This window comes from Oryzobacter terrae (assembly GCF_042756445.1).
Classification (GTDB): domain Bacteria; phylum Actinomycetota; class Actinomycetes; order Actinomycetales; family Dermatophilaceae; genus Oryzobacter; species Oryzobacter terrae.
Map to the genome: position 1 here is coordinate 2,854,331 of NZ_CP170578.1, position 18,624 is coordinate 2,872,954.

The following is an 18,624-nucleotide window of genomic DNA, read 5'->3' on the forward strand; positions in this document are numbered from 1 at the left end:
CGACGGTCCCGAGCTCGAGGACGCCGTGGTCCAGGCCGTCCCCGACCAGGAGATCGACTCGCCCGAGACCTCGACGATCGAGGACCCCGACGCCCTCAAGGAGGCGCACACCGCGAACGTCGCGATGTGGCAGCACCTCACCGAGGAGGACCGCGCGCCGGTGCAGGTCGGTGAGCGGCGTGGGATGTTCGGCCCCGCGAGCGGCCAGGACACCTCGGGCTACGGCGGGCTCGTCACCCCGACCCTCCTGCCCGGCGCCACCCCCCGGCCCTACGGCTCCTACTTCGACGAGGTCGCCGACGCCCTCGCCCAGGCGCTCGTCGCCGACGGCGGACCGGGCTCCGACGCCATCGAGAAGGTCGTCGTCGACCGCGGCGAGCTGACCCTCTTCGTCCGGCGCGAGGACCTCCTCGCCGTGGCACGCGCGCTGCGCGACACCCCGTCGCTGCGCTTCGAGATGTGCATGGGCGTCTCCGGCGTCCACTACCCCGGCGAGGAGGGCCGCGAGCTCCACGCGGTCTACCCGCTGCTGTCGATCACGCACGGCAGCCGCAGGGTCCGCCTCGAGGTCGTCGCCCCCGACGCCGACCCGCACATCCCCTCGGTCGTCAGCGTCTACCCCGGCAACGACTGGCACGAGCGCGAGACGTGGGACATGTTCGGGATCGTCTTCGACGGCCACCCCGCCCTCACCCGGATCCTCATGCCCGACGACTGGCCGGGCCACCCGCAGCGCAAGGACTACCCCCTCGGCGGCATCCCCGTCGAGTACAAGGGCGGCGTCGTGCCTCCGCCCGACGAGCGGAGGGCGTACAGCTGATGACGACCCACGACCAGGACACCGAGATCTTCGAGTCCGTCGACTCCGACGCGCCCGTCGTCGACCCGTACGGCGCCTCCTCCGACGACGACACCGACGGCGCCCCCGTCTTCACCGTCTCCGGCGGCGACTGGAACGACCTCGTCGACGAGGCCACCGCGCTCCACGAGGAGCGGATCGTCGTCAACATGGGCCCGCAGCACCCGTCGACGCACGGCGTGCTCCGCCTCATCCTCGAGCTCGACGGCGAGACCGTCACCGAGGCCCGGGCCGGCATCGGCTACCTCCACACCGGCATCGAGAAGAACATGGAGTTCCGCACCTGGGTGCAGGGCGTCACGTTCTGCACCCGGATGGACTACCTCACGCCGATGTTCCAGGAGACGGCCTACTGCCTGGCCATCGAGAAGCTCCTCGGCATCACCGACCGCGTCCCCGAGCGGGCCTCGGTCATCCGCGTGCTGATGATGGAGCTGACCCGGATCAGCTCGCACCTGATCTGCCTGGGGACCGGCGGCATGGAGATGGGCGCGACGACGGTCATGACCGTCGGCTTCCGCGAGCGCGAGCGCATCCTGCGGGTGTTCGAGGCGGTGACCGGCCTGCGGATGAACAACGCCTACATCCGCCCCGGTGGCGTCGCCCAGGACGTCCCCCACGGCGCCGTCGACATGGTCCGCGAGGTCGTCACCGAGCTGCGCGGCGGCCTGCGCGAGCTCGAGCTGCTCCTCAACGAGAACCCGCTGCTCAAGGGCCGCACCGTCGGGATCGGCTACCTCGACCTCACCGGCTGCATCGCCCTCGGCGTCACCGGCCCCGTGCTGCGCTCCACCGGCCTACCGCACGACCTGCGCAAGTCGGCCCCGTACTGCGGCTACGAGACCTACGACTTCGAGGTCAAGACCCGCACGGGTGCCGACGCCTACGACCGCCTGCGCATCCGCATCGACGAGATGTACGAGTCCCTGAAGATCGTCGAGCAGACGCTCGATCGGCTCCAGCGCACCGAGGGCCAGCCGGTCATGGTCGAGGACAAGAAGATCGCCTGGCCGGCCCAGCTGGCCATCGGCGGCGACGGCCAGGGCAACAGCCTCGACCACATCCGCGAGATCATGGGCTCCTCGATGGAGTCGCTCATCCACCACTTCAAGCTCGTCACCGAGGGGTTCCGGGTCCCGCCGGGCCAGGCCTACGCCGCGGTCGAGTCCGCGAAGGGCGAGCTCGGCTGCCACGCCGTCTCCGACGGCGGCACCCGGCCCTTCCGCGCGCACTTCCGCGACCCGAGCTTCAACAACCTCCAGGCCGTGGCCGCGATGTGCGAGGGCGCGCAGGTCGCCGACGTCATCGTCGCCGTGGCCTCCATCGACCCCGTCATGGGAGGAGTCGACCGCTGATGGCCCACGACTTCGGCCTCCAGACCGCGTCCGGTCACCTCACCGTCAGTGAGGAGTCCAAGGCGCCCTACCCCGACGACGTCGAGGCGCAGTTCCGCGCCGACGCCGCCGAGGTCGTGGCCCGCTACCCCGAGAAGCGCTCGGCCCTGCTGCCGCTGCTCCACCTCGTGCAGTCGGTCGACGGCTACGTCACCGGCCGCGGTATCGACCTGTGCGCCGACATCCTCGACCTCACGACCGCCGAGGTCTCGGGCGTCGCGACGTTCTACACCCAGTACAAGCGCCACCCCAACGGCGAGTACACCGTCGGCGTCTGCACCAACACCCTGTGCGCCGTCATGGGCGGCGACGAGATCTGGGAGGCGGTCTCCGAGCACCTCGGGGTCGGCCACGACGAGACGACCGACGACGGCAAGATCACCCTCGAGCGCGTCGAGTGCAACGCGGCGTGCGACTACGCGCCCGTCGTCATGGCGAACTGGGAGTTCTTCGACAACCAGACCCCCGCCTCGACCATCGAGCTCGTCGACGGGCTGCGGTCCGGCGCCGACGTGCGCCCGACCCGCGGGCCGAACTCGGTGTGCACCTTCAAGCAGGTCAGCCGGGTCCTCGCGGGCTTCCACGACGGCCTCGCCGACGAGGGCGTCGGCGCCGGCCCCGCCTCGCTCGTCGGCCTCAGGGTGGCCAGGGAGAACGGCTGGACCGCCCCCGAGGGCGCCACCGCCTCCTCCGGTGCCACGAGCGCCCCCACGACCCCCGGCAACACCGAGGTCACCCCGGCGAGCGACGAGGCGAAGGCCCCGAAGGCCGCGTCCGCCGCCGTCAAGGACGGCGCCGACGACACCCCGGGCGAGGACGACGCCGAGGCCACGACGCCGGCGAAGGCGAAGCGCACCACCGCCAGGAAGAAGGACTCGTGATGGCGACCACCCTCACCCCCATCCTCAGCGCCTTCTGGGACGACGAGCGGTCGTGGACCCTCGAGACCTACACGGCCAACCGCGGCTACGAGGCCCTCGACAAGGCCCTGGGCATGGAGCCCGCCGCGATCATCCAGGCCGTCAAGGACTCCTCGCTGCGCGGCCGTGGCGGCGCGGGCTTCCCCACCGGCATGAAGTGGTCGTTCATGGCGCCGCCCGACGGCGGCGCGCGCTACCTCGTCGTCAACGCCGACGAGTCCGAGCCGGGCACCTGCAAGGACATCCCGCTCATGATGGCCAACCCGCACGTCCTCATCGAGGGCGTCGCGATCTCCTCCTTCGCCATCGGCTGCGAGCACGCCTTCATCTACCTGCGCGGTGAGGTCGTCCACGTCTACCGCCGCCTGCTGCGCGCGGTCGAGGAGGCCTACGCCGCGGGGCACCTCGGCACGGACGTCCACGGCACCGGCGTCACCCTCGACATCACCGTGCACGCCGGCGCCGGCGCCTACATCTGCGGCGAGGAGACCGCGCTCCTCGACAGCCTCGAGGGACGCCGCGGCCAGCCCCGCAGCAAGCCGCCGTTCCCCGGCGCCGCGGGCCTGTACGCCCGCCCCACCTCGGTCAACAACGTCGAGTCGATCGCCTCGGTCCCCGGGATCATCCTCGAGGGCGTCGACTGGTTCACCGGCATGGGCACCGAGAAGTCCGCGGGCTTCGGCATCTTCAGCCTCTCGGGCCACGTGAAGAACCCCGGCCAGTTCGAGGCGCCGCTCGGCATCACGCTGCGCGAGCTGCTCGAGATGGCCGGCGGGATGCGCGACCCCGACAAGGCCCTGAAGTTCTGGACCCCCGGTGGCAGCTCGACCCCGCTGTTCACCGCCGAGCACCTCGACGTCCCGCTCGACTTCGAGTCGGTCGGCGCGGCCGGCTCGATGCTCGGCACGCGCGCGCTGCAGATCTTCGACGAGACGACGTGCGTCGTGCGCGCCGTCGACCGCTGGACCGACTTCTACAAGCACGAGTCCTGCGGCAAGTGCACCCCGTGCCGCGAGGGCACCTGGTGGCTCAAGCAGATCCTCGGCCGGCTCGAGCAGGGCGAGGGGAGCGAGGAGGACCTCGACAAGCTCCTCGACATCTGCGACAACATCCTCGGTCGCAGCTTCTGCGCGCTCGGCGACGGCGCGACGAGCCCCATCACGAGCTCGATCCAGTACTTCCGCGACGAGTACGTCGCCCACCTCACCCACGGCGGCTGCCCGTTCGACCGGCACGCCTCGACGCTGTTCGCCAAGGACGAGAAGGAAAGCGTGACCGCATGACGACCACGCCCGAGAAGACCGTCGCTCCCGCGGCGGCCGACCTGGTCTCCCTGACCATCGACGACGTCGAGGTGTCGGTGCCGAAGGGGACCCTCATCATCCGCGCCGCCGAGCAGGTCGGCATCGAGATCCCGCGGTTCTGCGACCACCCGGGCCTCGACCCCGTCGGTGCCTGCCGCCAGTGCCTCGTCGAGGTGTGGATGCCCGGCCCGCCCGGACCCGACGGCACCCCGAGCGAGCCGCGCCAGATGCAGGGCCCTCCCGGCCGGATGAAGCCGCAGGCCTCGTGCACGATGACCGTCGCCCCGGGCATGGTCGTCAAGACGCAGTACACGTCCGAGGGCGCCGACAAGGCGCAGCAGGGCGTCATGGAGCTCCTCCTCATCAACCACCCGCTCGACTGCCCGGTCTGCGACAAGGGCGGCGAGTGCCCCCTGCAGAACCAGGCGATGAGCAACGGCCGCTCGACCTCGCGCTTCGAGGACGTCAAGCGGACCTACCCCAAGCCGGTCAAGATCTCCTCGCAGGTCCTCCTCGACCGCGAGCGCTGCGTCCTGTGCGCCCGCTGCACCCGCTTCTCCGAGCAGATCGCCGGCGACCCGTTCATCGCGCTCGTCGAGCGCGGTGCGCTCCAGCAGGTCGGCATCTACGAGGAGAAGCCGTTCGAGAGCTACTTCTCGGGCAACACCGTCCAGATCTGCCCGGTCGGCGCCCTCACCGGCTCGGCCTACCGCTTCCGCAGCCGCCCCTTCGACCTCGTGTCGACCCCCAGCGTCTGCGAGCACTGCGCGAGCGGCTGCGCGCAGCGCACCGACCACCGCCGCGGCACGGTCCTGCGCCGGCTGGCCCAGAACGACCCGGCGGTCAACGAGGAGTGGAACTGCGACAAGGGCCGCTGGGCCTTCGCGTACACCACCGTCGGCGACCGCCTCGAGCTGCCGCAGGTGCGCGGTGCCGACGGCGAGCTGCACGTCGCCTCGTGGCGCGAGGCCCTCGAGGCCGCCGCCACCGGCCTGCGCGCCGCCACCGCCCCCGCCGTCCTCACCGGCGGCCGGGTCAGCGCCGAGGACGCCTACGCCTACGGCAAGTTCGCCCGCACGGTGCTCGGGACCAACGACGTCGACTTCCGCGCCCGGCCGCACTCGGCCGAGGAGGCCGACTTCCTCGCCTCCCACGTCGTCGCCACCGGACCGGGGCTCGACGGAACGGAGGGCGGTGCGGTCACCTACGCCGACCTCGAGGCCGCCACGGCCGTCGTCCTCGTCGGGTTCGAGCCCGAGGACGAGAGCCCCATCGTCTTCCTCCGGCTGCGCAAGGCGTTCCGCCGGAACCGCACCCGCGTCTTCGCCGTCGCGCCGGTCGCCACCCGTGGCCTCGCGAAGATGGGTGGCACGCTCATCCCCACGGCGCCCGGCACCGAGCCCGAGGTGCTGCGCGCCCTCGGCGAGGCGTCCGGCACCGACGCCGTCACCGCCGCGGGCCAGGCGCTGCGCGAGGGCGCCGTCGTCCTCGTCGGCGAGCGGCTCGCCACCGTCCCCGGTGCACTGAGCGCCGCCGCCGCCCTCGCCGAGACCACCGGCGCCCGCCTCGCGTGGGTCCCCCGCCGGGCCGGTGAGCGCGGTGCCCTCGAGGCCGGCGCCCTGCCGGGCCTGCTGCCGGGTGGCCGCCCCCTCGCCGACGCCGGCGCCCGGGCCGAGGTCGCCGCCGCGTGGGGCGTCCCGACGCTCCCCGAGGCACCCGGTCGCGACACCGCGGGCATCGTCGCCGCGGCCGTCGCCGGTGACGTCGACGCCCTCGTCGTCGGTGGGGTCGACCCGGCCGACCTCGGCCTGGCCGGTGCCGTCGAGGCCCTCGCCTCGACCTTCGTCGTCTCCCTCGAGATCCGCCCGTCGGCCGTCACCGAGGTCGCCGACGTCGTCCTGCCCGTCGCGGCGCACGCCGAGAAGGGGGGCTCGTTCGTCGACTGGGAGGGCCGGGTCCGCCACTTCGAGGCCGCCCTCGACACCGGGTTCGTCAGCGACTACCGCGCCCTCGACATGATCGCCGACGAGCTCGGCGAGTTCCTCGGCACGCGCACCCTGCGCGAGGTCCGCGCCGAGATGGCCGAGCTCGGCCCGTGGTCCGGCGCCCGCGCCGCGGCTCCCACGGTCGAGGCCGGAGAGGTCCCGAGCCTCGAGCCCGGCACCCTCGTCCTCGCGACGTGGCGCCACCTGCTCGACCACGGCACCCTCCAGGACGGCGAGCCCTTCCTCGCGGGGACCGCGCCCCGCCCGGTGGCGCGCGTCTCGGCCGCCACCGCCCGGGCGGTCGGCGTCGTCGACGGCGACGAGCTCACCGTGACCGCCGGGGACACGAGCGTCACCGCGCCCGTCGTCGTCTCCGAGATGGCCGACCACGTCGTGTGGCTGCCCACGAACTCGACCGGCTCCGACCTGCGGGCCGCCCTCGAGGGCGCCCCCGGTGCCCTCGTCTCCGTCTCGAAGGAGGGTCAGTCATGAGCACCACGCTCGCCGCCCTGCCGGAGGTCGTCGCGCTCGCCACGGCGGGCACCGACAACCCCAGGGCCGACTTCAGCGACACCCCGCTGTGGCTCTCGGTCGTCAAGGCCCTCGTCATCTTCGTCTACCTGCTCATCTCGACGCTGCTCGTCATCTGGTTCGAGCGCCGCGTCATCGGCCGGATGCAGCAGCGCCCGGGCCCGAACCGCAACGGCCCCTTCGGCCTGCTCCAGACGCTCGCCGACGGCATGAAGTCGATGCTCAAGGAGGACGTGCGCCCCAAGGCGGCCGACGTCTTCGTCTTCACCCTCGCGCCCCTCATCACCGCGACGATGGCCTTCGTCTCGTTCTCGATCATGCCGCTCGGCGGGACCGTGAGCATGTTCGGCCACCGCACGCCGCTCCAGCTCACCGACACCCCGGTCGCCGTCCTCGTCGTCCTCGCGGTCGCCGGCGTCGGGATCTACGGCGTCGTCCTCGCCGGGTGGAGCTCGGGGTCGACCTACCCGCTCATCGGTGGCCTGCGCAGCTCGGCGCAGATGATCTCCTACGAGATCGCGATGGGCCTCTCGCTCGTCGGCGTCTTCCTCTACGCGGGCTCGATGTCGACCTCGCAGATCGTCGCCGCCCAGGCCGACCTCTGGTTCGTCATCCCCGCGTTCTTCAGCTTCTTCGTCTACGTCATCACGATGGTCGGCGAGACCAACCGCCTGCCCTTCGACCTCGCCGAGGGCGAGGGCGAGCTCACCGGTGGGTTCCACACCGAGTACGGCTCGATGCGCTTCGCGATGTTCTTCCTCGGCGAGTACATCAACATGTTCACCGTCGCGGCCCTGGCCACGACGATGTTCCTCGGCGGGTGGGCGGCCCCTCCCGGCGTCGCGCTCATCGCCGACGGCATGTTCGCCACCGGGTGGTGGGGCATCTTCTGGTTCACCGCCAAGCTGTGGATGTTCATGTTCGTCTTCGTCTGGCTGCGCGGCTCCCTGCCGCGCGTGCGCTACGACCAGTTCATGCGCTTCGGCTGGAAGTTCCTCATCCCGGCCACCCTGTCGTGGGTCGTCCTCATCGCGTTCTTCCGCGCCGGCCAGAACGGCTGGATCGGGGGCAGCGTCGACCTCGCCGGCCGGCGCTTCCCGGTGACCTCGCTCTTCCTCGTCGGCGTCATCGCCGTGCTCGCCCTCGTCGCCGGCTGGTACTGGGACCGGCGGGCCGAGCGCAAGGAGGCCGCGCTGCACCCCACCGTCCCCGAGGAGATCGACCCCTACGCCGGGGGCTTCCCGGTGCCGCCCCTGCCGGGGCAGCGCCTGCGCGAGCCCTCGCTGACCGCCCCGGCCCTGACGCCGGGAAGCGACACCAAGGAGGCCACTCGTGGCTGACGACCAGAAGAAGTCCGGCTTCTTCTCCGACCTGTTCGCCCCCGTCGGTGGCTTCGGGGTCACCTTCTCGACGATGTTCCGCAAGGTCGTCACCGAGGAGTACCCCGAGGAGAAGCGCCCCACCCAGCCGCGCTTCCACGGCCGCCACCAGCTCAACCGGCACCCCGACGGCCTCGAGAAGTGCGTCGGCTGCGAGCTGTGCGCCTGGGCCTGCCCGGCCGACGCGATCCTCGTCGAGGGCGCCGACAACGACGACCGCGAGGGCGGCGAGGGGCGCTTCAGCCCCGGCGAGCGCTACGGCCGCGTCTACCAGATCAACTACCTGCGCTGCATCTTCTGCGGCCTGTGCATCGAGGCCTGCCCCACCCGCGCGCTGACGATGACCAACCAGTACGAGCTCGCCGACAACAACCGCGCCGACCTGATCTTCACCAAGGACCAGCTCCTCGCGCCGGTGCAGCCCGGCATGCTCACCCCGCCGTTCCCCATGGCCGACGGCCTCGAGGAGCGCGACTACTACCTCGGGAAGGTCTCGGCGGCCACCGACGCCCAGCGCGAGTTCGTCGACGCCCACACCCGCTCCGACGACGCGGAGGTGTCCTCGTGACCGGCAGCGGTGAGGCCGTGCTGTTCTGGGTCCTGGGGCCCCTGGCCGTCATCGGCGCGCTCGGCCTGGTGTTCGCCCGCAAGGCGGTCCACGCGGCGCTCGGCATGGCGATGACGATGATCATCCTCGGCGTCTTCTACATCACCCAGGGTGCGGACTTCCTCGGCGTCATCCAGATCTTCGTCTACACCGGCGCGGTCATGATGCTCTTCCTCTTCGTCCTCATGCTCGTCGGCGTCGACTCCTCCGACAGCCTCGTCGAGACGCTCACCGGCCAGCGCTGGGCCACCGTGGTGCTCTGCCTCGGGCTCGGCGGCCTGCTCGGTGCGGCCGTCGGCCGGGTCACCCTCCCCGAGACGGTCGGGGTCGCGGCCATCAACGCGCAGACCGGCAACGTCTCGGCCGTCGCGCAGCTGATCTTCGGCCGCTACGTGTGGGTCTTCGAGATGACGAGCGCCCTCCTCATCACCGCGGCCCTCGGCGCCATGGTCCTCGCCCACCGCGAGCGCCTCGGCAGGGGTCCGGACCAGAAGGAGATGAGCCGGCGGCGCTTCCGCGGCGGCGAGAACCTCGCCGGCCTGCCGGCCCCCGGTGTCTATGCGCGCCACAACGCCGTCGACACCCCGGCCCTGCTGCCCGACGGCACACCCTCCGAGCTGTCGGTCTCGCGGGTGCTCACCGCTCGCGACCAGAACCTCACGACCGACCAGCACCTCGAGACCCGCGCCGACGTCCTGCGCGAGCTCGACGAGGGGAGCGAGCGATGAGCCTCGTCAACTACGTCTACCTGGCGACGATCCTGTTCGTCATCGGAGGCGCCGTCGTGCTCACCCGGCGCAACGCGATCATCGTCTTCATGGGCGTCGAGCTGATGCTCAACGCCTCCAACCTCGTCCTCGTGACCTTCGCCCGGATGCACGGCAACCTCGACGGGCAGGTCCTCGCCCTGTTCGTCATGGTCGTGGCCGCTGCCGAGGTCGTCGTCGGCCTCGCCATCATCATGGCGATCTTCCGGTCCCGCCGGTCGGCCTCGGTCGACGACGCGAACCTGCTGAAGCTGTAAGGAGCACCAGTGACGTCTCTCATCACCGCCGACAGCGGGCTGACCGCGGTCGACGCGAGCGGAGCCGCCGGGGTCGCCTGGCTGCTCATCGCGCTGCCCCTGCTGGGGGCGGCCGTGCTCCTCCTCGGCGGACGCCGCACCGACGGGTTCGGGCCGCTCCTCGCGACCGGCCTGTCGTGGGGCTCGTTCGTCGTCGGCCTCGTCGTCCTGCTCCAGCTCACCGACCTCGGCACCGAGGAGCGGGCCCAGCACATCGGCCTGTGGAGCTGGGTGCCGGCCGGCGCGTTCCAGCTCGACGTCGGGCTGCTCGTCGACCCCCTGTCGATGGCGTTCGTCATGCTCATCACGTTCGTCGGGTCGCTGATCCACGTGTACTCGATCGGGTACATGGAGCACGACCCCGACAAGCGCCGCTTCTTCGCCTACCTCAACCTCTTCGTCGCGTCGATGCTGCTCCTCGTCCTCGCCGACTCCTACCTCCTGCTCTTCGTCGGCTGGGAGGGCGTCGGCCTGGCCTCGTACCTGCTCATCGGGTTCTGGAACCACAACCCCGCGTACGCGACCGCCGCGAACAAGGCGTTCTTCGTCAACCGCGTCGGCGACCTCGGCCTGTCCATCGCGATCATGCTGATGTTCGTCACCTTCGGCGGCGTCGACTACGCCACGGTCAACGAGGGCGTCGCGACGGCCAACCAGGGGGCGCTCACCGCGATCGGCCTGCTGCTGCTCGTCGGCGCCTGCGGGAAGTCGGCGCAGTTCCCGCTCCAGTCCTGGCTCGGTGACGCCATGGCCGGCCCGACACCGGTCTCGGCGCTCATCCACGCGGCGACGATGGTCACCGCCGGCGTCTACCTCGTGGTGCGCTCCAACGTCATCTACACCGCGGCGCCCGACGCCCAGCTGGCGGTCGCGCTCGTCGGGGCCGTGACCCTGCTCTTCGGAGCGGTCGTCGGCTGCGCCAAGGACGACATCAAGAAGGCCCTCGCGGCCTCGACGATGAGCCAGATCGGCTACATGATGCTCGCCGCCGGGCTCGGCCCGGTCGGGTACGCGTTCGCGATCTTCCACCTCATCACCCACGGCTTCTTCAAGGCCGGGATGTTCCTCGGGGCCGGCTCGGTCATGCACGGCATGAAGGACGAGGTGAACATGCGCCGCTTCGGCGGGCTGTCGGTGTTCATGAAGGTCACCTGGGTGACCTTCGGCCTCGGCTGGCTCGCCATCCTCGGTGTCCCGCCCTTCTCCGGCTTCTGGTCCAAGGACAAGGTCATCGAGGCCGCGTTCATCGGCGAGGGCTGGCGCCCGTGGGTCCTCGGTGGTGCCGCCCTCATCGGCGCGGGCATCACGGCGTTCTACATGTCGCGCCTGTTCTTCATGACCTTCCACGGCGAGAAGCGCTGGGACGACGACGAGTACCACCCGCACGAGTCGCCGCTGACGATGACCGTGCCGATGATGGTGCTCGCGTTCGGCTCGGCCTTCCTCGGCCTGATCCTCGGCCCGACCAACGTGTTCACCCACTGGCTCGAGCCGGTCGTCGGCGAGCACGGCGAGGAGCACCCGGTGCTGCCGGTGGTGGTGATCATGGTGCTGACCCTCGCCCTCGTCGCCGCCGGCGCCGCCCTCGCGTGGATGCGCTACGGCCGCGACGTCGTGCCGGAGGTCGCACCCAAGGCCTCGGTGCTCACCCGGGCCGCCCGCCAGGACCTGTACCAGGACGCCATCAACGAGGGGCTGTTTATGCGACCCGGCATCCACCTGACCCGAGGGCTCGTCTTCGCCGACGCCCGCGGCGTCGACGGCGCCGCCGGAGGCCTCGCGGCGCTCGTCGGCGGTCTCTCCTCGAGGCTGCGACGCGTCCAGACCGGTTACGCCCGGTCGTATGCCCTGACGATGCTCACCGGTGTCGTCGCCGTCCTCGGTGCTCTGTGGGTGATCCAGTGAACTCCCTGCCCCTGCTGACCCTCATGATGGTCGTGCCGCTCGTCGGCGCGCTCGTCGTGGCCGCGCTGCCGGGTGACTCCGCGCGGCAGGCCAAGCCGGTCGCCCTCGGGTTCTCCCTCGTGACGCTGCTCCTGGCGGTCCTCGCCTGGGTCCGCTTCGACAACGGCGGCAGCGAGCAGTTCCAGCTCGCCGAGGTCCACTCGTGGATCCCGCAGTTCGGTGTCTCCTACGCCCTCGGCGTCGACGGCATCGCGCTCTCGCTCATCGTCATGGCGACGATCCTCACGCCGGTCTGCCTGCTCGCCGCCTGGCGCGACCTCGACGAGGAGGAGCTGGGCCGCACGAAGCGCTACTTCGCGCTCATGCTCGTCCTCGAGGCGTTCATGGTCGGCGTCTTCGCCGCCACCGACGTCTTCCTCTTCTACGTCTTCTTCGAGGCGATGCTCATCCCGGTGTACTTCCTCATCGGGCTGTTCGGCGGTCCGCGCCGGCAGTACGCCGCGGTGAAGTTCCTCCTGTTCTCCCTCGCCGGCGGGCTCGTCATGCTCGTCGCGGTCATCGCCGTGTACGTCGCGGGCCCGGGCGGCGAGCAGGGCTTCCTCGTCGAGTCGCTCACCGGCAACCTCGACGCCAGCACCGGGGCGCTGCGCTGGATGTTCGTCGGCTTCTTCATCGCGTTCGCCGTCAAGGCGCCGATGTGGCCGGTGCACACCTGGCTGCCCGACGCCGCGGCCGAGTCGCGGCCGGCGACCGCCGTGCTCCTCGTCGGCGTCCTCGACAAGGTCGGCACCTACGGGATGATCCGCTTCTGCCTCCAGCTGTTCCCGGAGGCCTCGCAGTGGGCGACCCCGGTCGTCATCACGCTCGCGGTCATCTCGGTCGTCTACGGCGCGCTGCTCGCCATCGGCCAGACCGACATGATGCGGCTCATCGCCTTCACCTCGATCAGCCACTTCGGCTTCATCGTCCTCGGCATCTTCGCGCTGACGAGCGTCGGTGGCGCCGGGTCGACCCTGTACATGGTCAACCACGGCTTCTCCACGGCCGGGCTCTTCCTCCTCGCCGGGTTCCTCGTGTCCCGCCGGGGGAGCCGCCGGATCCCCGACTACGGGGGCTGGCAGCGGGTCACCCCGGTCCTCGCCGGCACGTTCCTCGTCGTCGGCCTGTCGAGCCTGGCCCTGCCCGGGCTGTCCTCGTTCGTCTCCGAGTTCCTCGTCCTCCAGGGCACCTTCATGCGCTACCGCTGGGCGGCGGTCATCGCGGCGGTCGGCATCGTCCTGGCCGCGCTCTACATCCTGCTCATGTACCAGCGCGTCATGACCGGCCCGAAGCCGACCTTCGCCGAGGGCGAGGCGCCGCGCGACCTGTCCCTGCGCGAGAAGCTCGTCGTCGCGCCGATCATCGCCTCGTTCGTCCTGCTCGGCTTCTACCCCAAGCCGGTGCTCGACCTCGTCAACCCGGCCGTGGACCGGACGCTGCAGTTCGTCGGCGTCTCCGACCCCGCGCCGGCCAACGCCCCCGGGAGTGCCCAGTGAACGAGTTCCAGGCCGTCGACGTCGCGTACGCGGCCGTCCTGCCGATGCTCATCGTGGCGGGCGGGGCCATCGTCGGGGTCCTCGTCGAGGCGTTCGCGCCGCGGCGGCAGCGGCACGGCATCCAGGTGTGGCTGACGACGGGTGTGCTCGTCCTCGCCCTCGTCGCACTGCTCGTGTTCTCGTGGGACGCGCAGACCGTCACCCTCGGCGGCTCGGTCGCCATCGACGGCGTCGCGCTCTTCCTCCAGGGCTCACTGCTCGTCCTGTCGGCCACCTCCGTCCTCATCATGGCCGAGCGCTTCGGCGGGGTCGGGGCCGACGCGTTCACCCCGATGGGCGCCTCGACCCCCGGCTCGACCCAGGAGGACGTCGCCACCCGCGCCGGGTACGCCACCTCCGAGGTCTTCCCGCTGACCCTCTTCGCCGTCCTCGGGATGATGGTCTTCGTCAGCGCCAACGACCTCATCACGATGTTCGTCGGCCTCGAGGTCCTCTCGCTCCCGCTCTACGTCATGACCGGCCTGTCCCGGCGGCGCCGCCTGCTCTCGCAGGAGGCCGCGCTGAAGTACTTCCTGCTCGGGGCGTTCTCGAGCGCGTTCTTCCTCTTCGGCGCCGCGCTGCTCTACGGCTACGCCGGCTCGAGCGACCTCAAGACCATCGCCTCGACCATCTCCACGGCCTCCGGCGACCTCGAGGGCCTGCTGCTCCCGGGCGTCGTCCTCACCCTCATCGGCCTGCTCTTCAAGGTCGGCGCCGTCCCGTTCCACTCGTGGACCCCCGACGCCTACCAGGGCGCCCCCACCCCGGTCACCGGGTTCATGGCGGCCTGCACCAAGCTCGCGGCCTTCGGTGCCATCCTGCGCCTCACCTACGTCGGCGTCGGCGCCAACCGCTGGGACTGGGAGCTCGGCGTCGCGGCCATCGCGGCCCTGACGATGGTCGTCGGCGCGGTCCTGTCGGTCACCCAGACCGACGTCAAGCGCCTCCTCGCCTACAGCTCGGTCGCCCACGCCGGCTTCATCCTCGTCGGCGTCCTCGCCTTCTCCGAGGCCGCGATCGGTGGGGTGCTGTTCTACCTCGTCGCCTACGGCTTCGCGACGGTCGCCGCCTTCGGCATCATCGCCATGGTGCGCCAGGGCGGCTCCGAGGCCTCGCACCTCTCCCAGTGGGCCGGCCTGGGCCGTCGCCACCCCGTCGTCGCGGGCGTCTTCTCGTTCCTGCTCCTCGCGTTCGCGGGCATCCCGCTGACGTCGGGCTTCACCGCGAAGTACGCGGCGTTCGCCCCGGCCGTCGCCTCCGGCACCTCGGGCGTCGTCCTCGTCGTCATCGGCGTGCTCGCCTCGGCGGTCACGGCCTTCGTCTACGTCCGGCTCATCGTCCTCATGTACTTCACCGAGTCGCCCGACGACGACGTCGTCGCCCTCACCCCGTCGATCCCGTCGACGATCGCCATCACGGTCGGCGTCCTCGCCACCGTCCTCGCCGGTGTCCTGCCGGGCCTGGCCCTCGAGGCCGCGAGCTCGGCGTCGCACTTCCTCCTGTGACGGAGCTCTCCGCGGGCCCGGCGCAGCGCGGCACCCCCTCGGTGCTCGAGCTGCCCGGCGCCTCCGAGGACCTCCGGGTCCGCCTCGGCGACGGGCTCACGGCCGTCAACGCCCTCATCGAGGCCCGCGTCGACCACGACGACCCGTTCATCGCCGAGGCCGGCTCGCACCTCACCGCGGCGGGGGGCAAGCGGTTCCGCCCGCTGCTGACCCTGCTCGCCGCCGAGCTCGGGTCCGGGGCCGACGAGCGCGTCGTCGCCGCGGCCGCCGGGGTCGAGCTGACCCACCTGGCCTCGCTGTACCACGACGACGTCATGGACGAGGCCGACGTGCGCCGCGGCGCTCCCTCGGCGAACGCGCTCTACGGCAACTCCACGGCGATCCTCGTCGGCGACCTCCTCTTCGGCACGGCGTCCGACATCGTCGCCGACCTCGGTCCCGAGGCCGTGAAGATCCAGGCGCAGACGTTCGTGCGGCTGTGCTCGGGCCAGATCCGGGACGACCGGCCGGCGCCCGAGGGGGTCGACCCGCTCGAGTACCACCTCGGTGTGCTCGCCGACAAGACCGGCGTCCTCATCGCCACCGCCGCGCGCTACGGCGCGATGTTCGGCGGCTGCGACGCGACGACCGTCGAGGTGATGCGCGAGTACGGTGAGCGCCTCGGGATGGCCTTCCAGCTCGCCGACGACCTCATCGACATCGGGTCCGATGCCGACGAGTCCGGCAAGACGCCCGGCACCGACCTGCGCGAGGGCAAGCGGACCCTGCCGGTCCTCCACGTCCTCGCGTCGGGCGACCCGGCCGACGCGCGGCTGCAGGAGCTGCTGACCGGCGACCTGACGTCCGACGAGGCCCTGGCCGAGGCGCTCACCCTCCTGCGCGCCCACCCCGGGATGGAGCGGGCCCGGGCGTACACCGAGTCGGTCGCCCGCGGGGCGCAGGACGTCCTCGACGGGCTGCCGCCGAGCGACGCCAAGGACGCCCTGCACGCGCTCGCCACCGGGGTCGTCACGCGCGTCGGCTGACCTCCCGCACGGACATCGACCGATAGGTCACGCGGGGTCCACCCCCCTCCCGTACGGAGATCGACCGAAAGGTCACGTGGGGTACGCGGGGGTGTCGACGTCGGCGGGCGGCCGCCGGGGGATCGACAGCGCGATCGCGACCGCCGCGAAGCACAGGACCGCGGCGAACAGCCACGCCCAGTGGTAGTCGCCCTGGCTCGTGCGCACCCACCCGGCGACGCTGGCTCCCACGCCCGCCCCGACCATGTGCGAGGCGAACACCCAGCCGAAGACCACCCCGGAGTCCTGGAGCCCGAAGTGCGTGCGGCACAGGGCGACCGTCGGGGGGACGGTGGCGACCCAGTCGAGGCCGTAGAAGACGATGAAGACCCACATGGCGGGCTCCACCCCGGGAGCGAGGACGGCGTCGAGGGCGAGCAGGCTCAGCCCGCGACCGCCGTAGTAGCCGACGAGGAGCAGCCGCGGGTCGACCTTGTCGGTGAGCCACCCGGAGCCGATGGTGCCGGCGATGTCGAAGATCCCGACGACGGCGAGCAGCCCCGCGGCGGTCGTGGCCGGCATCCCGTGGTCGTGCGCCGCCGGGATGAAGTGCGTCTGGATGATGCCGTTCGTCGACCAGCCGCAGACCCAGAAGGTGAGGACGAGCGCCCAGAAGGTCCACGTCCGGCCGGCCCGGCGCAGCACCCGGACCGCGACGACGGCGGGGGAGACCGTGCTGGGCGTGCGGGTGGTCGTCGCCTCGGTCGAGCCGGGGTCCAGCCCGTAGGGGAGCAGCCCGTGGTCCTCGGGCCGGTCGCGCAGGAGGAGCGCGACGAGGACGGCGACGACGAGCGCGAGCCCGGACACGATGAGGGCGGCCGCCCGCCAGCCGGCGTCCTCCGCGGTGCGCGCGATGACCGGGAGGAAGACGAGCTGACCGGTGGCGTTCGCGGCCGAGAAGATCCCCGTGACGAGGCCGCGGTGGGTGTGGAACCACCGGTTGGCGACGATCGCGCCGAGGACGAGGGCCATCGCGCCCGTCCCGATGCCGATGAGCAGGCCCCAGAGCAGCCACAGCTGCCACGGCGCGGTCATGACGGTCGTCAGGCCGCTCGCGACGCCGACGACGACGAGCGAGGTCGCCACCGTGCGCCGCACCCCCCACCGCTCCATGACCGCGGCGGCGAACGGCGCGGCGAGGCCGTAGAGGACGAGGTTGAGGCTCACCGCGCCGGAGGTCGTCGCACGGGACCAGCCGAACTCCGACTCGACCGGCTCGAGGAGGACGCCGGTGGAGGAGCGAAAGGCCGCCGCGGCGACGAGGGCGCCGAGCGTCACGGCGGCGACGAGCCAGGCCCGGTGCCATCGCGTGCGCGGTCGGTCTCCGACGTAGGTGTCGAGGTCCTCGGTCACCGCGTCAGTGTCGCACTAGGGTCGGCGTGTGAACCCCTGGGACCGCGCGACGTCCGCCCTGCGGGCACCCCTCGTCGCCGTCGACCTCGAGGCGTTCGACGCCAACGCCGACGACCTCGTCCGCCGGGCCGGCGGGCTCCCCGTCCGGGTGGCGTCCAAGTCGGTCCGCTGCCGGGCCCTGCTCGACCGGGTGCTCGAGCGACCGGGGTTCGCCGGGGTCATGGCGTACGCCGTGCCGGAGGCCGTGTGGCTGGCGTCGAACGGGGTGCGCGACGTCTTCGTCGCCTACCCGTCGGTCGACGTCGAGGCGCTGCGCGAGGTGGCGACCTCCGCGGACCTGCGACGCGAGGTGACCGTCACCGTCGACTCGGTCGAGCACGTCCGCTTCCTGCGCGACGCCCTGGGGGAGGCGGTCGCGGGGGTGGGCGTCGCCCTCGACGTCGACGCCTCGCTGCGCATCGGGCGGCTGCACCTCGGGGTCCGGCGCTCGCCGACGCGGACTCCGGCCGACGCCCTCGCCGTGGTCCGCGCCGCCCTCGGGGTGGGGCTCGAGGTGCGCGGCGTGATGTTCTACGACGCCCAGGTCGCCGGCCTGCCCGACGCAGGGCCGCACGTGCGCCTCCTCAAGTCGCGTTCGCTGCGCGACCTCGCCGCGCGGCGGGTGGCCGTCGTCGACGCCGTGCGCGCCGAGTCCGACCTGCGCTTCGTCAACGCCGGCGGCACGGGGAGCCTGCACCGGTTCGTCGGAGACCCGGTCGTCACCGAGCTCGCCGCCGGGTCGGGCCTGTACGCCCCGACGCTCTTCGACGGCTACGACCACTTCAGCCCGCGGCCCTCGATGGCCTATGCCCTGCCGGTCGTCCGGCGGCCGGCCCCCGGCGTCGTGACGGCCTTCGGCGGCGGCTACGTCGCGAGCGGGGATCCGGGCTGGTCCCGGGTGCCCTCACCGGTGGGCCGGGCGCTCTCCCTCGTGCGCACCGAGGCGGTGGGCGAGGTCCAGACGCCGCTCACCGGCCCCGGGGCCAACCGGCTCGCCCTCGGCGACCGGGTCTGGATGCGGGGCGCCAAGGCGGGGGAGCTGCTGGAGAGGTTCGACACCGTCCACCTCGTCCGGGGTGGGGAGCTCGTCGGCTCGGTGCCCTCGTACCGTGGGGAGGGGCGGAACTTTGGCTGAGGTGCGC

General features: G+C 71.9%; 15 protein-coding genes. 14 read left to right on the forward strand and 1 reads right to left on the reverse strand.

Translation table 11 applies throughout. The features are described 5' to 3' along the window. The first annotated feature begins 124 nt into the window (after nucleotides 1-124). Genes ACFWN3_RS13625 through ACFWN3_RS13685 form a run of 13 tightly spaced genes read left to right on the forward strand, consistent with a single transcriptional unit; the run spans nucleotide 125 to nucleotide 16,051 of the window. Nucleotides 125-820 (forward strand): NADH-quinone oxidoreductase subunit C, encoded by a 696-nt coding sequence (locus ACFWN3_RS13625; protein WP_377645610.1) that lies wholly within the window; start codon nucleotides 125-127, stop codon nucleotides 818-820. Beyond that, entirely contained in the window at nucleotides 820-2,214 is a 1,395-nt protein-coding gene (locus ACFWN3_RS13630) for an NADH-quinone oxidoreductase subunit D (protein ID WP_377640435.1), read from the forward strand. Before ACFWN3_RS13625 ends, ACFWN3_RS13630 begins: the two co-directional genes overlap by 1 nt. Beyond that, nucleotides 2,214-3,134, forward strand: a complete 921-nt coding sequence (nuoE, locus tag ACFWN3_RS13635; protein ID WP_377640437.1) for an NADH-quinone oxidoreductase subunit NuoE — start codon at nucleotides 2,214-2,216, stop codon at nucleotides 3,132-3,134. The genes ACFWN3_RS13630 and nuoE overlap by 1 nt, the downstream gene beginning before the upstream one ends. Further along, nucleotides 3,134-4,456 carry an NADH-quinone oxidoreductase subunit NuoF gene (gene nuoF, locus ACFWN3_RS13640; RefSeq protein ID WP_377640438.1) on the forward strand — a complete coding sequence of 441 codons (1,323 nt, stop codon included), beginning with the start codon at nucleotides 3,134-3,136 and terminating at the stop codon, nucleotides 4,454-4,456. Before nuoE ends, nuoF begins: the two co-directional genes overlap by 1 nt. Continuing rightward, the gene (locus ACFWN3_RS13645) at nucleotides 4,453-6,954 is read left to right on the forward strand and encodes an NADH-quinone oxidoreductase subunit G (protein ID WP_377640440.1); all 2,502 of its coding nucleotides are present in this window, start codon (nucleotides 4,453-4,455) and stop codon (nucleotides 6,952-6,954) included. Before nuoF ends, ACFWN3_RS13645 begins: the two co-directional genes overlap by 4 nt. Further along, entirely contained in the window at nucleotides 6,951-8,333 is a 1,383-nt protein-coding gene (gene nuoH / locus ACFWN3_RS13650; protein WP_377640442.1) for an NADH-quinone oxidoreductase subunit NuoH, read from the forward strand. The genes ACFWN3_RS13645 and nuoH overlap by 4 nt, the downstream gene beginning before the upstream one ends. Beyond that, nucleotides 8,326-8,940 (forward strand): NADH-quinone oxidoreductase subunit NuoI, encoded by a 615-nt coding sequence (nuoI, locus tag ACFWN3_RS13655; protein WP_377640444.1) that lies wholly within the window; start codon nucleotides 8,326-8,328, stop codon nucleotides 8,938-8,940. Before nuoH ends, nuoI begins: the two co-directional genes overlap by 8 nt. Next, nucleotides 8,937-9,707 (forward strand): NADH-quinone oxidoreductase subunit J, encoded by a 771-nt coding sequence (locus ACFWN3_RS13660; RefSeq protein ID WP_377640446.1) that lies wholly within the window; start codon nucleotides 8,937-8,939, stop codon nucleotides 9,705-9,707. The genes nuoI and ACFWN3_RS13660 overlap by 4 nt, the downstream gene beginning before the upstream one ends. Further along, nucleotides 9,704-10,003 (forward strand): NADH-quinone oxidoreductase subunit NuoK, encoded by a 300-nt coding sequence (gene nuoK / locus ACFWN3_RS13665; RefSeq protein WP_377640448.1) that lies wholly within the window; start codon nucleotides 9,704-9,706, stop codon nucleotides 10,001-10,003. The genes ACFWN3_RS13660 and nuoK overlap by 4 nt, the downstream gene beginning before the upstream one ends. A 9-nt stretch (nucleotides 10,004-10,012) precedes the next feature. Continuing rightward, nucleotides 10,013-11,947, forward strand: a complete 1,935-nt coding sequence (gene nuoL / locus ACFWN3_RS13670; protein ID WP_377640450.1) for an NADH-quinone oxidoreductase subunit L — start codon at nucleotides 10,013-10,015, stop codon at nucleotides 11,945-11,947. After that, nucleotides 11,944-13,482: an NADH-quinone oxidoreductase subunit M gene (locus ACFWN3_RS13675; protein ID WP_377640452.1), complete on the forward strand. Its 1,539-nt coding sequence runs from the start codon at nucleotides 11,944-11,946 to the stop codon at nucleotides 13,480-13,482. The genes nuoL and ACFWN3_RS13675 overlap by 4 nt, the downstream gene beginning before the upstream one ends. Before the next feature lie 44 nt (nucleotides 13,483-13,526). Continuing rightward, nucleotides 13,527-15,026, forward strand: a complete 1,500-nt coding sequence (gene nuoN, locus ACFWN3_RS13680; RefSeq protein WP_377645612.1) for an NADH-quinone oxidoreductase subunit NuoN — start codon at nucleotides 13,527-13,529, stop codon at nucleotides 15,024-15,026. After that, the gene (locus ACFWN3_RS13685; RefSeq protein WP_377640454.1) at nucleotides 15,023-16,051 is read left to right on the forward strand and encodes a polyprenyl synthetase family protein; all 1,029 of its coding nucleotides are present in this window, start codon (nucleotides 15,023-15,025) and stop codon (nucleotides 16,049-16,051) included. The genes nuoN and ACFWN3_RS13685 overlap by 4 nt, the downstream gene beginning before the upstream one ends. 72 nt (nucleotides 16,052-16,123) lie before the next feature. On the opposite strand, the gene ACFWN3_RS13690 is transcribed toward ACFWN3_RS13685, so the two are convergent. Then, a complete protein-coding gene (locus tag ACFWN3_RS13690; RefSeq protein WP_377640456.1) occupies nucleotides 16,124-17,443 on the reverse strand; it encodes an MFS transporter in 1,320 nt (439 codons plus the stop codon). A 28-nt stretch (nucleotides 17,444-17,471) separates the two neighbouring features. Here ACFWN3_RS13690 and ACFWN3_RS13695 point away from each other — a divergent pair, with 28 nt between their 5' ends. Then, nucleotides 17,472-18,617: an alanine racemase gene (locus tag ACFWN3_RS13695; protein ID WP_377640458.1), complete on the forward strand. Its 1,146-nt coding sequence runs from the start codon at nucleotides 17,472-17,474 to the stop codon at nucleotides 18,615-18,617. The last annotated feature ends 7 nt before the right edge of the window (nucleotides 18,618-18,624 follow it).

Excerpts from the sequence above, each read along its gene's own strand:
- nuoE (WP_377640437.1), top strand. The coding sequence starts at position 2,214 with ATGGCCCACGACTTCGGCCTCCAGACCGCGTCCGGTCACCTCACCGTC.
- nuoF (WP_377640438.1), top strand. The coding sequence starts at position 3,134 with ATGGCGACCACCCTCACCCCCATCCTCAGCGCCTTCTGGGACGACGAG.
- ACFWN3_RS13630 (WP_377640435.1), top strand. The coding sequence starts at position 820 with ATGACGACCCACGACCAGGACACCGAGATCTTCGAGTCCGTCGACTCC.
- ACFWN3_RS13625 (WP_377645610.1), top strand. The coding sequence starts at position 125 with ATGTGGCAGCACCTCACCGAGGAGGACCGCGCGCCGGTGCAGGTCGGT.
- ACFWN3_RS13645 (WP_377640440.1), top strand. The coding sequence starts at position 4,453 with ATGACGACCACGCCCGAGAAGACCGTCGCTCCCGCGGCGGCCGACCTG.
- nuoH (WP_377640442.1), top strand. The coding sequence starts at position 6,951 with ATGAGCACCACGCTCGCCGCCCTGCCGGAGGTCGTCGCGCTCGCCACG.
- nuoK (WP_377640448.1), top strand. The coding sequence starts at position 9,704 with ATGAGCCTCGTCAACTACGTCTACCTGGCGACGATCCTGTTCGTCATC.
- nuoN (WP_377645612.1), top strand. The coding sequence starts at position 13,527 with ATGCTCATCGTGGCGGGCGGGGCCATCGTCGGGGTCCTCGTCGAGGCG.